The sequence below is a fragment of the Bacillus sp. sid0103 genome (assembly GCF_019219025.1).
Window position 1 is genome coordinate 15,305 of the sequence record NZ_JAHUWN010000006.1, and the last position, 13,346, is coordinate 28,650.

The 13,346-nt window shown below is 36.6% G+C and carries 10 protein-coding genes and 2 pseudogenes; 11 read left to right on the forward strand and 1 reads right to left on the reverse strand.

Annotated features, from left to right (window positions below; all coding sequences use genetic code 11):
- Nucleotides 1-446: 446 nt before the first annotated feature.
- The 9 genes and pseudogenes from ltrA to KW850_RS08455 form a co-directional block, all read left to right on the forward strand.
- Nucleotides 447-1,705 (forward strand): annotated as a pseudogene (gene ltrA, locus KW850_RS08415) (group II intron reverse transcriptase/maturase).
- A gap of 245 nt (nt 1,706-1,950) precedes the next feature.
- Nucleotides 1,951-3,699, forward strand: coding sequence for a beta-N-acetylhexosaminidase (gene nagZ / locus KW850_RS08420; protein WP_218347120.1), 1,749 nt, complete (start codon nt 1,951-1,953; stop codon nt 3,697-3,699).
- Between the two features lie 127 nt (nt 3,700-3,826).
- Nucleotides 3,827-4,162 carry a DUF3870 domain-containing protein gene (locus KW850_RS08425; RefSeq protein ID WP_218347121.1) on the forward strand — a complete coding sequence of 112 codons (336 nt, stop codon included), beginning with the start codon at nt 3,827-3,829 and terminating at the stop codon, nt 4,160-4,162.
- A gap of 352 nt (nt 4,163-4,514) precedes the next feature.
- On the forward strand, nt 4,515-5,210 hold the full coding sequence (locus KW850_RS08430) for a CoA transferase subunit A (protein WP_218347122.1): 696 nt from the start codon (nt 4,515-4,517) through the stop codon (nt 5,208-5,210).
- On the forward strand, nt 5,197-5,862 hold the full coding sequence (locus KW850_RS08435; RefSeq protein WP_218347123.1) for a 3-oxoacid CoA-transferase subunit B: 666 nt from the start codon (nt 5,197-5,199) through the stop codon (nt 5,860-5,862). The genes KW850_RS08430 and KW850_RS08435 overlap by 14 nt, the downstream gene beginning before the upstream one ends.
- Nucleotides 5,855-7,063, forward strand: a complete 1,209-nt coding sequence (locus KW850_RS08440; RefSeq protein WP_218347124.1) for a thiolase family protein — start codon at nt 5,855-5,857, stop codon at nt 7,061-7,063. Before KW850_RS08435 ends, KW850_RS08440 begins: the two co-directional genes overlap by 8 nt.
- A gap of 146 nt (nt 7,064-7,209) precedes the next feature.
- On the forward strand, nt 7,210-7,350 hold the full coding sequence (locus KW850_RS08445) for an FbpB family small basic protein (RefSeq protein WP_218347125.1): 141 nt from the start codon (nt 7,210-7,212) through the stop codon (nt 7,348-7,350).
- 23 nt (nt 7,351-7,373) lie between these two features.
- Entirely contained in the window at nt 7,374-7,559 is a 186-nt protein-coding gene (locus tag KW850_RS08450; protein ID WP_218347126.1) for a hypothetical protein, read from the forward strand.
- Nucleotides 7,560-7,715: 156 nt separating this feature from the next.
- Nucleotides 7,716-7,823, forward strand: a pseudogene (locus tag KW850_RS08455) (FMN-dependent NADH-azoreductase); the annotation flags it as partial.
- Between the two features lie 237 nt (nt 7,824-8,060).
- Here KW850_RS08455 and KW850_RS08460 read toward each other — a convergent pair.
- Complete coding sequence (locus tag KW850_RS08460) at nt 8,061-11,315, reverse strand: Ig-like domain-containing protein (protein WP_218347127.1); 3,255 nt, start codon at nt 11,313-11,315, stop codon at nt 8,061-8,063.
- Between the two features lie 730 nt (nt 11,316-12,045).
- On the opposite strand from KW850_RS08460, the gene KW850_RS08465 reads away from it, so the two are divergent.
- Complete coding sequence (locus tag KW850_RS08465) at nt 12,046-12,765, forward strand: hypothetical protein (protein ID WP_218347128.1); 720 nt, start codon at nt 12,046-12,048, stop codon at nt 12,763-12,765.
- 256 nt (nt 12,766-13,021) lie between these two features.
- Complete coding sequence (locus tag KW850_RS08470; RefSeq protein ID WP_218347129.1) at nt 13,022-13,342, forward strand: metal-sensitive transcriptional regulator; 321 nt, start codon at nt 13,022-13,024, stop codon at nt 13,340-13,342.
- Nucleotides 13,343-13,346: the final 4 nt, after the last annotated feature.

Here is a 13,346-nt window from a genome sequence, read left to right on the forward strand (position 1 = left end):
GAAGTGAGCGGCAAACCTCCGGTCTGAGGAACACGAACTTCATATAAGGCTAGGTATCATTGGGTGAGTCTGCAGAACAAGACAAAACCCTTTCTACCGAAGGTGGTACAGAGTAAATGAAGCAGATAGATGGAGGGAAAGATTGCACTCTTACCTGGGGAGGTCTGATTGTCATGCCAAGTACACTTGGTAACCTATCTAGCGATAGATAGCTGAACAGTCAGAAGTCAGCAGAGGTCATAGTACCTTACCTACTCGAGATGGTAAGGGAAGGACTGAACAATTAGGAAGAACGAGAACTAGGCATACAATTCCTGTATAGAAGCAGACAATCCGAAAGGACTTACTTGAAGGAGGAAGTGGTGAACCCCACTGGGGACTTCATGAGGGTGGAGCAGGAATAACATAAATAGATTTCTACGTTCACGTCGAAAGGAAATATCAAAATGTTAATGGATAGGGTTTTGTCACGGGAAAACTTAATAGAAGCACTTAAACGTGTCGAGAAGAATAAAGGGAGTCACGGCATAGATGGAATGTCCGTAAAATTCCTACGAAGACATCTCTATGAAAACTGGGATTCACTTTGTACTTCTATAAGAATTGGAACCTATGAGCCGAATCCAGTCCGTCGGGTCGAAATCCCAAAACCGAACGGTGGAGTAAGATTACTAGGTATACCTACCTGACAGATCGTTTCATTCAACAAGCTATTGCTCAAGTGTTAACATCACTATTTGACCCAACCTTTTCAGAATATAGTTATGGATTCAGACCAAATAGGAGAGGACATGACGCAGTTCGAAAAGCAAAAGAATATATAAGTGAAGGTTACAGTTGGGTTATAGATATGGACTTAGAGAAATTCTTTGACAAAGTGAATCATGATAAGTTGATGGGGATATTGGCTAACAGAATTCAAGACCGTATGGTCTTGAAACTAATTAGAAAATACCTTCAAGGAGGAATCATGATTAATGGTGTAACCTATGATTCTGAAGAAGGAACACCACAAGGAGGTCCACTAAGTCCTCTTCTTTCCAATATACTGTTGGATAAACTTGATAAAGAATTGGAAAGAAGGGGTCATAAGTTCATCCGCTACGCCGATGACTGTAATATCTACATGAAGTCAAAGAAAGCGGGAGAAAGGGTTATGAACTCTATTACAAACTTTATAGAAGTGAAATTGAAACTTAAAGTAAATAGAGAGAAATCCGCAGTTGACCGTCCGTGGAAACGAAAGTTTCTGGGCTTTAGTTTTACTTTCCACAAGAAACCGAAGGTTCGGATATCTAAGGAAAGTATCGAAAGACTAAAATCGAAAATACGTGAACTAACTTCACGTTCAAAATCCATCCCAATGGAAACAAGAATACAAAAATTAAATCAATACCTAACGGAATGGTGTGGTTACTATGCTTTAGCGGATACACCTAGTAAGTTTAAAGAATTTGATAAGTGGATAAGAAGAAGACTCCGTATGATTGAATGGAAACAATGGAAAACCCCAAAAACAAGAGTGAGAAAACTCAAAGGTTTGGGAGTACCAACAAACAAGGCTTACGAATGGGGAAACTCCAGAAAGAATTACTGGAGAATATCTAATAGTCCGATTCTACACAAAACCCTCGATAACTCTTATTGGAGTAACCGAGGGCTCAAAAGTCTATATCACAGATATGAATTTCTTCGTCACACTTAGTTGAACCGCCGTATACCGAACGGTACGTACGGTGGTGTGAGAGGTCGGGGGTTAGTCACCCCCTCCTACTCGATTATTAAGGCGGATTTTTTCATTAAGAACAGTAGGAAATGGCTAGTCCTAACTGTAGCGGTAGAATGTTATGATAATAAAAATATCAAAATAAAATAAGGAGATACAGTGCAATATAGTATTTAAATCAAATAAAAAACAGTCATTATATTATGAGTGGAAGGACAAACACGATGAAAAAGTTGATAATGAAAATGATCTCCATTTTGATTATATTATTACTTATTAATGGTTGTTCACAGAATATTACAAATAATATTAGTAAAAAAATGGATAAACAAAAAGAGATTAATATTAGCCAAACTAAAGGTAGCCAAAATACCCATACTAAAGGTACCCAAAAGACCACATTACCACCTAAGATAGATCCCATTAAAGAGCAACTAAAAAAGATGACTTTAAATGAGAAAATCGGGCAAATGATCATCGCAGGATTTGATGGTACCACTGTTAACACAAATACACAAACTCTTATAAATAAATACAAGGTGGGCGGGTTAATCCTATATCAAACGAATGTTAAGGATGCTGCTCAATTAGTACACTTAACAAATGCAATTAAGACTGCAAACAGCAAGAATAAAGTACCATTATTTATATCCGTCGACCAGGAAGGCGGCAGGGTACACCGAATGCCAACATCAATCAAAAACACACCAAGTGCAAGAATCATTGGTAATAAAAATGATGAAAAATACGCATATAATATCGGTAATGTAATCGCCTATGAATTGAAATCATTCGGATTTAACACAGATTTCGCTCCCGTTCTAGATATCCAAAGTAATCCTAATAATGCTGTTATCGGGGACCGTTCATTTGGATCAAATTCCAGTATTGTTTCAAGACTAGGAGTTAGCATGATGAAGGGTATTAGTTCTGGGAATATCATTCCGGTTGTAAAACATTTCCCTGGTCACGGTGACACTTCCGTTGATTCTCATTTAGAACTTCCATTAGTTCGGAATAATCTTACAAGACTAGAAAAGGTTGAATTAGTTCCTTTTAACAATGCTTTCAAAAATCACGCTGATATGGTGATGGTCGCACACATATTAGTTCAAAAAATTGATCCTAATTATCCTGCCTCTATGTCAAAAGCCATTATTACAAATCTATTGCGTAAACAATATGGATTTGGAGGGGTTGTCATTTCAGATGATATGACAATGGGTGCGATTGCAAAACACTACAAGTTGAAAGACGCAGCCGTAAGGGCGGTAAACGCGGGGAGCGACATTATTTTAGTTGGTCATGGAATGGATAATGTGGCTACTGTCTACAACAGTATTTATTCAGCAGTTAAAAATCATACTATTTCTGAAGATACGATAAATAACAGTCTATACAGGATATTAACTTTAAAACATAAATATAATCTTAATAATAATAAAGTTTCACTTGTAAATGTAAGTAATCTAAATAATCAAATAACCAAAGCAATATCAAATGCTTCAGTGCCTGCGACAAATAGTACAAAGAATAAATTGCTAATAAATATAAGAACTAAAGCAAAAGTAGGTTCAATAATAAACGCTGATTTTCATATAAAAAGCACTACAATTGATGAAGTAAGAAAGAGTTGGGGAAAAGAAGATAAAAGAGAGTATGTTGCTGCAGCAAAAGGCACCTATTGCACATATAGTAAAAAAAATGTAGTTGTGGCTTATAATAAAGGGCAGCAGCTGTTTGAGATTCGATCTTATGATCCGAGTTTAAAAGCCTTAACCATTCAGGATATTAAGTATTATTTTGGTTCTCCGAAAACAGATGTTAAAACCACTAACAAGGAAGAAATTATCAGCTATACAGTTGGAACCAATACCTTAAAGTTTGTATTTCCTTTAGGGACTCAAAAGATGTATCTTGATCATTACTCTATCTATAACGCATCCTTAGCTAGTAATAATATGGCTGGTTAAAAAAAGATTGGTAAAACATTTTGATGTTGTAAGTTAATTTTAGAAAAATTTTTATTAATTAGCAGAAAATGTATGAAAGGGTTTTTTTAAAATGCTATAAATAGTTCAAGGGTAAGGGGGCTATGTTATGGGAAACCACACAGAATTGAATACTGTACTTGTCACTGCATATTCTAAGGCACCTCAAGGAAGTGCTATGTACGAAGCATATAAACATACAGGAATTATATTGGAAATTGATCCTGCTACTAATGGAATTATTAATGTGGAATTCACTTTTTTGGCAGATTTAACAAAGGATTTTTTTAGACGTATGATGGTCGGTTATGACTTATCCAATGGGATTGATGAACTAATTCAGAGAGTTGAGAAGCATTACTTTGCTCCTTCTACGAATTCCGTAATTGTGGCATTAAAAGCAGCCTATAAAAGGTACATGGAAAGACTTAATCAAGTAAAATAAAAATTAATTGCCTCATTCTAAATTCTGACGATACCGGCTCTTGCGTTTTAAAAGTTAAAAATGAAGAACATTAAATAGAATACCGTTGTTATGAAGTTAAGAGATGGGAATTCTTTCTACTTGTAAGTTATTAATAAAGTAGTAAAATAAATTCAACGGTAAATTTTATAAATGTAAATTCTTAATCAATTACTGATTACGATGGTGGAAAGATGAAGTCTTAATGTTGAAAACTCACCGTTTTCATTAAATTTAAGGTAGCCCAGTCTTTCCAAAGGAAAAAGCACTATGCTTATTTCCTTTGGATTGGCTGGGCTTTTTGCTTTGTCAAAATAAGTAGGGAGTGAAATCTATGCAAAAAGTAAAAAGTGCAAAAGAAATCATTACAAAAGTAAATTCAAGTGACACCATTATGGTTGGAGGATTTGGTTTAGTTGGTGCTCCATTAAGTTTAATTGACGAATTGACACACCATGATGTGAATGAACTTACCGTAATCAGTAATAATCTTGGTGAACAAGGAAAAGGCCTAGGCATTTTATTACGACAAGGAAAAATTAGAAAAGCTATTGGTTCGTATTTTACTAGTAATAGGGAAGTGGGAGATCAGTATATTCAAGGTAAACTTGAAATTCAGCTTATGCCTCAGGGAACGATGTCTGAATCAATAAGAGCTGGAGGAGCCGGTATTGGCGGCTATTATACAAAAACAAGTGTTGGGACTCAATTGGCAGAAGGGAAGGAAGTACGCGAAATTAATGGAGAATGGTATGTATTTGAAGAGCCGCTGCGAGCAAATGTTTCACTGATTAAAGCTGCAAAGGCAGATACTCTCGGGAATTTAGTGTATTACAAAACGGCTCGCAATTTTAATCCGTTAATGGCCACAGCAGCTGACTTCGTCATTGCTGAGGTTGACGAGATTGTTGAGGCAGGCGAGCTTTCACCCGAGGAAATTGTCACCCCTCATTTATTTGTCGACGCCATTGTAGAAAGCCATCTGATTCTAACTAAGGAAGGAGTTGTAGCAAAAAATGCAATCAAATAAAGACGTTCAAGAGTTAATAGCGAAAAGGGCAGCGGCTGAACTGCAACCAAATTCAGTCATTAATTTAGGAATCGGAATACCCACACTCATTGCCAAATATGTGGAGTCAGAGTTCGTTTATTTCCATACAGAAAATGGAATGCTTGGGGTTCAAGAGTTGAATAGGGAAGAAGATTTTGATCCAAACCTAGTCAATGCGGGAAAGCTGCCAATTAGTGAGGGAATGGGTGCTTCCTATTTTAATAGTGCAGACTCTTTTGCCATGATCCGCGGGGGACATGTGGATGTTGCCATACTGGGAGCACTGCAGGTTGATGAACAGGGGTATATTGCAAACTGGGCGATACCTGGGAAAAATATCATGGGAGTAGGAGGGGCTATGGATCTTTTAAGCGGGGCCAAAAAGATTATTGTTACGACCAATCATACCGCCAAAAATGGAGATTCTAAAATAGTTAAAAATTGCACATACCCGATTACATCCATTCGTAAAGTTGATTGGATTATTACAGAATTAGCTGTTTTTGAATTCCAGAATGATCAGTTAGTATTAAAAGAATTAATGCCTGGTGTCACTTTGAAAGAAGTTCAAGAAAAGACGGATGCAGACTTTAAAGTTATGTCAGTAAACGATGGAGGACATCATGAATAATAAAGTTTATATAGTAAGTGCACAACGGACAGCGGTGGGAAAAATAGGCGGAGCTCTAAAGGACTTACAGCCGGATGATCTATTACTTCCATTATTTCAGAATTTAAAAGAAAAGAATTTGCTGCCTGAAGAAGTGATTGATGAAGTGATTATTGGTCAGGCAAAACAGAGCCAAGACCAAGCTAATATTGCTAGAGTGGCTCTTTTAAAGGCAGACTTGCCGGAGTCAATTCCAGGGTACACCGTAAATCGCCAATGTGGATCGGGTATGCAGTCTATTCATAATGCTTTCTTGGCAATTCGAGCTGGTCTAGGTCATGCCTATATTGTAGGGGGGGTAGAAAGCATGAGCAATGCCCCTTATTATATTCGAAATGGACGTTATGGCTTTCTTTCAGGAAACAGTGAAATTCTCGATCCGAATAAGGAAAGTCAACCGGGTTCCCAGCCTGTAGAGAAGTACGGAAAGCTTGTAATGGGAATGACAGCAGAAAATCTGGCTGAAGATTATTCGATCTCCCGTGAGGAGCAAGATTTATTTGCATATGAAAGTCAGCAAAAGGCACTTAATGCCAATGAAGATGGCGGTTTCCAGAACGAGATTGTTCCTGTAAAAGTTCCACAAAAAAAGGGAGATTCTATTATTTTTTCTAAAGATGAACACCCAAGGAAAACAAATTTAGAAAAATTAGCGGCTTTAAAACCTGTGTTTAAGAAGGACGGAACAGTCACAGCGGGGAACTCATCTGGATTAAACGACGGTGCCTCTATGTTGTTACTGGTTTCCGGTGAAATGGTGGATCGATATCAATTAGAGCCTTTAGTAGAAGTTGTAGGACTTGGAGTTTCAGGGGTAAAGCCAGATCGGATGGGAATTGGGCCTGTTGAGGCAACAAATAAAGCGTTAAGCATGGCAAATATACAAATTGAGGATTTAGATTTAATTGAACTTAATGAAGCATTTGCTGCTCAATCGTTAGCTGTCATAAAAGAACTGGGTTTACCAATGAATAAAACGAATGTAAATGGCGGAGCCATTGCACTAGGGCATCCGATTGGAAACAGTGGTGCTAGAATTAGTGTGACACTTATACACTCCATGTTGAAAAGAAAGGCGAAGTGGGGGCTTGCTACCCTTTGCATGGCTGGTGGACAGGGTATCGCAACAGTATTTCGGGCGCCGGTTTCCCCACAAAATTAGGTTTAAAGTGCTGTTAAATACCGGTGGAATTCACTCCCTTGCAATCACTGTATCAATTTAAAATGAATTCCAACAAAAATACAAATTGAGACTATTGTTTTCGGATCATTTAATAAAACGAAACACATACATCTGGAGGAACTATCATGCGTAAAACGAAAAAAATATCATTTCTAGAATTAGTACAGGAAAACAAAAAGAACCTTCTTAACAATAACGAGGAAATAGAAAGAATTGAAAAACGTATTGAAAAACGCCATGAAATAAAACGATATAAGCAAAAATAATAAAATAATATGGATGGTCATTTATGATATTTAGGGTAAGAATATTTGATCAAAAAGGACAAGAACTTGAAATTGAAAATAAAGTGATTGGTGGTATCCTATTTGAATCTGAAGAGGCAATTGAATTTTTTATTAATGCAATAAGAAGTAGTTTGCCACCAAATTTCCTGTATAAAGTGATTCCCGAAAACCAGGCTGATGTTCACTAAAAAAATGGATATGTTACCATTTCCCAAAGGAGGAATATATGATGCGAACAATTTTTTTGACATTCTGTAAATCATTTTATACAATTGTCTCGAATTAAAAATAATAAAATCCGAGAATTATTATTTATTTTATTTTTGATTCAAAATAAAATTCTGGCTTTCGAAGGGCTATTTGTAGAAGGACATAATGCAATGCCAGATAAAGCACAGGAAATAAAAGAAAATGCTATTGCCCGTGCTAAAGACCTTGCTCATACTTTCTAGTTTTATAAAGTCGAAGAGATAGACCCATGTCGGGTCTGTCTTTTTTAATAGTGTGAAAGGGTATTAGTTAACAATATAAAGTATGAAACTAAAAAAACGTGAGCCATTTCGATAGAAACGGCTCACGTTTTTTTTACTTCTCAACTTTTTGGGGGGAATGGCCACAAATTACTGGCTTTTCATATTGAATATTGCGGCGAATTCATCCCATCATCAATCATTCTAAATGGACATTATTTAATTAGGTTTAACGATAACAGGAATAATGATTTTAAATCCCCCATATTCCGCAATGATAACAGCGGCTCCTTCAGACTTCGTTAGGATCTTATGATCAGCGGTCACTTCAGCTACTTCCGAATTAGAACTATTCCATTTGACATCAGCTGTAACGTCTTTTATCGTTCCATCGCTGGACATAGCATTTATGACTACCTCATTTGTTGAGCCTGCTGAATTTACGATATAACCCGGCGAAGAACTTATCCCCCTAATAAATGTAGGATACTTTGCTACAACTTCAACATCAATTGTCTTTGACATTCCAAAAACAGTAGCAGTTATTGTCGTTTTTCCTACAGAGTGAGCGATGATATGTCCATCAGCAGAAATCGTTGCAACCGATTCGTCCGCCACCGTCAATTTTGCTTTGCTAGTAAGATTATAACAATCACAATTTCCATCTCTGCCATGATGACCAAAGAAGCCATTAATTGAGATGTCAGTGGACTTATTAGGTTCTAACATTACATTTCTAGTTGTCCATTTATTGTTTTCAGCCCAATATAAATCTACAGGTTTAGTGTTTCTTACCCAAATAGCATCTCTCAAACCATAATAATTGAACCAGATGTATGCTTCACCAGGGCCGACCCATGTAATGACTCCGTTCTGGTCAACAGTTGCTACACTTTCGTCGGAAGATTCCCATTTCCCTTCTGTATCAACCTGAACGATATTATGATCTGTATATTCAGCAAACGCGTTCGCATCAATAGTTCCTTCTTCAGGGTGTAATATCATCCCATTGCTATTATTAGTTATCGCTTCTACTATATTTCCTGCTTCAGGCTGTATTATCATCCCCGCGCTAACAATTCCTACTAAATTTACTGGTCCAGCTTGATCTTGTACTTTTACTGGAATTTTAATAGAAGAGAAACCTGCAATTGTTGCACTAACCGTCGTTTTTCCAGTATTCATTCCAATAAATTTCCCGTCTTTAACACTTACAACTGTAGGTTCATCTGTTGTCCATTGAATTGAATTCGTTATTTCTCTTTGAGTTCCATCATTGTATTGAGCAAAAACATGTACTGGATAAAGCTTATCTTTTTGAACAACAACATCCAATGAGGAAACAAGTAATGACTCAATTTTTAAATCTTTAATTGATGCATCATTCCCAGAAAGGATTGAAACATTCAAGATTTTTGTGCTTGTACCGTAATCGATAAGTACCTGTGTTGTTCCTGCTGCTACTGCTGTAAGAACACCATTCTTAACTGTAACTTTGTCTGGGTCTAATGATGTGAATCTTGTGTCTGATGTAACGTCAGCTGTTGAACCATCCTTATATTTTGCTTTTACAGAGAACGAATGCGTGTGCTCAGATAAACTAAAGGTGATGTCATTTTCACTAGGAATCAGATCAACAATTTTATTTGCAAAATCTATAGAAGGTTCATTTGAAACGACAATTGAAACCTGCTTTGAGTATCCAGAGCTATCTACGGTAATGATTGTTGTACCAGTACCTACAGCAGTAAGCAGACCATCCTTATTTACTTTAACAACATCAGGATTAGATGATTTATATACCGCATATGAAGTCGAATTTGATCTGTCTGAATAGGTCGTTTTTACCTCTAATTGCTGCTGTTGATTTACTACCATATTTTTCATATCTGGTGTAACAGAAATTGATTCAGGGTTTGGAGCCTGCTTCTGACCGTCTTTATCCGTGACTGCCACCGGGATATCTACAAAGTAACGAAAATTATCATAGATAGCATGCAAAACAGTTGTGCCACTCAATTGACCAATAACCTTTGGTGCTCCACCATATTTTCGCTGAGTTGAAGCTACTTTGGAATTTTCAGAGTAAAATTCAACGGAACCTGAGACATCCTCCGTGCTCCCATCACTGTAAATCGCTGTTATTGCAACTGGCGATTCATCTCCTACACCTAAAGAGAGATTTGATGGAGAAGCTGTCAAACCAATCACTCTTGGAGTAGTAAGCTTATTGGTGACAGTAACCTCAATTTTAACTGGAGGAAGAACATCTGAACGATAGGAAGCTGTCACAATGGTTTTACCGGTCTTACCTCCAATGATATTTCCTGAATCAGTAACCGTTGCAATGCTGTTATCATCGACTGTCCATTTGACATCATAAGGATATACATTTTCACGTAAATTCAAATTACCTTCTGATATTCCGTTTGTGAATACTTCGGTTAAATTAACAGGCCAATTTTGACCTGGCAATAATTCAACTGTAGGTTCATCAGTTACAAGCTTTGTAGGCTTAACAACATTAACAAGTACAGCACCAACCAATTTATCGTATTTAAAATATATATATGCTTGGCCTATTCCAACTGGGGTAATCTGACCATTATTACTAACGGTAGCAACATTACGATCTGACGTTGTCCAACTTCCTGAAGAAGTAACCGCTTTATTCCCCAACATGGGGTTCTTTATAAAGGCTCCTACTTGAACCGGCTTATCTGAGGTTTCTAACCTAAAACTGTCAGCCGAAAGGTACAGCCCCGTTATATTTTCAGGAATATCTCCTATCGAAGCAAAGAAGTTTATTTGTGGAAAATTTGCGTAAGTTACCTTCATTGGAACATTACCTGGTGATATTCCTTTTATTACGCCCTTTTCAACCTTTGCAATCGACGGATCTCCTGATTCCCATTTAGCTAATTTAGTTACGTCTTCCATCGAACCATCGTTATAAAGCGCTTTCAAAGCGATAGGACGCTCTTGCCCTTCATCTATGTAGGTAATTTGTTCAGCCTCTAAAACAAGCGATACAATTTTTTTACTTTCTGAAGGATTTGACAATTGACTTAAAACACGCGCATCTTGTGTAGTAACATTTACTTCAACATTTAACACCGTATTACGGAGACTGAATTGTACATGTGTAGAGCCTGCATGCACAGCTGTTAGCATTCCACTAGCAACTGTTACAACTTTCTCATCTAATGAAGTCCATTTTCCTTCTGCTGTAACATCCGCTTTGGAACCATCCTTATACTCTGCTTCAGCCTTTAATACGTGTTTGCCTTTAGACAGAGAGAACGAGACTTTCGATTCACTTGGAGTAAGTTTTACGATCTCCTTTGAGGGCGGTTCCTTTGTTACCTTTTCTGCCTTTTCAGATGAGGCAGAAGCCAAACTGCTGAATAGAGACAGTATTACGGTAAAGATGAGAGTTAATGCTGTAATTCGTTTTTTCACCTTTGTTGTCATTTGTAAACCTCCTATTTTTTTTTATATTAATCAACCTGTAAATACAGAGCTGCTAATATCAATCTACTAATACTAGAAATCTTCATGTGATTTCATCTTTCACACTGAACTTGTTTAGTGAAAAAGATATCCAATGAAAAAATGACGTAATTTTCATTGGATGTGTATTTTTCATCATTAAAAAATTATTAGATTTTTTCCAATTTTCTCAATTCAAATACTAAATTATGACTAATAAATTGACAACAAAATATTTTTTTAAAAAAGTAACTTTGAACACGTAATCCGCCCATTAAAGGTGGAATTCATTATAAAATTCAAACCATTATTATTGCCAAAGTGCCTTTTTGTTCACTCTTTTCGACCGATTCATACATACATTTATTTAAAATTCGGTCTTTATTATTCAAATAGGAACTTTGATCATTTGATATGCACAAATAAGTGCAATCTTTAATAAAATTTATGCTAGTATTATTGCTCTATCGGCTTTTAATCTAATCTTTTAGGCCGATTCATACATAGATTGTTTAATAATTCAGTCTTTACTGAAGCAACTTCGGTTTTTTATGAGAGAAGAACCTTCTGTAAAACGCTCTGTTTCCTTGGCGGCTTGGCCGGAAACTATTCTAGGTCTGGCGCGGTTAAATTAAGTGCCACCCCTGATATTTGCAAAACCTGTAAAGTGCAATCCTGTTACAGAGGGACCGAGAAGGTAGAAGGCTGTCCAATGTTTCAATTTCCACGGACCATGGATTCCAGTGCGGAATGTAATCTTTGTGCAAACTGTGTGAAAAACTGTCCAAACAACTCTATTAAAATTTCGACCAGAATTCCGTCAAAAGAGCTATGGGGGTTAAAAAATCCAAAGCTTGAGCATGCTTCTCTAGCCGCCGTTATCATGGGGATTGTGTTTGTACAGAACATTACGATGCTTGAACCATGGAAGGATATTCTAAATGCGATCGGAACTGTTACTGGAACGGCAAATTATACCGTTAACTTTACTGTTGCTTTTATTATTGCAATGGCAATACCCATTCTATTATTGTTAGGAACTGCAAAGATTGCCTCATACTTCGGAATGGAAGGTACTGTGAAAAAGAACTTTACCCGATTTGGCTATGCGATTATTCCATTAGATCTAGCCGGCCACTTAGGCCATAACCTTTTCCATATCATCACCGAAGGAAAGGCGATTTGGTTTAATTCGATTGGTTTATTCGGAGTAGAATCCAATCCGGAAAGCTTGAGCCTTGCTTCTACACCAACGGTTCAATTGATTCAGTATAGTATTATCTTAATTGGCTGGATTGGTACCACTTATGTGGTGTACAGAATGGGCAAAAAGTCAAGCTTTAAGGCAGTTTTGCCTTATTATCTGCTCATGGTTGCATTAGCGATCATCAATATTTATTTATTCTCATTACCTATGAGTCACAGAGTCTAGTGATATCATAATAAAAACATTTTGAGAGGAGCCTTTAAAAGGTTCCTCTCAAAATGTTTTTATTATGTATGAGGCTTATGGAAAGAGCTCTGATTATACTCAACATTTTTTAGGTTGTGACGAAATAATGAACAATGAAGGATTTAGTGAAAATAAATATGATATTACATTGGCTCAGCCCAATTAAAAAAATTTTTCTAAATTCCTTCACATACAGTAGGGGGGTATAGTATAATATAAATGTGGAGGCGATATAATGGATCAAAACATAAATCATGAATGTCACCTACCAGAAGGAAGAAAAAGCCATCATTCTGATAAGGTCAAGAAAAATTTGATTACTCGTTTAAATCGAATTGAAGGTCAAATTCGTGGAATTAAAGGATTAATCGAAAAAGACACTTACTGTGATGATGTCATTAACCAAATTGCAGCTACACAGTCTGCATTGAACAGTGTGGCTAAGATCCTTCTGGAAGGGCATTTGAAAACATGTGTATTGGAACGAATTAATGAGGGAGATACAGAAGTATTAGATGAAGTGCTTTTAACAATAGAAAGATTATTGAAAAAATAAAAGG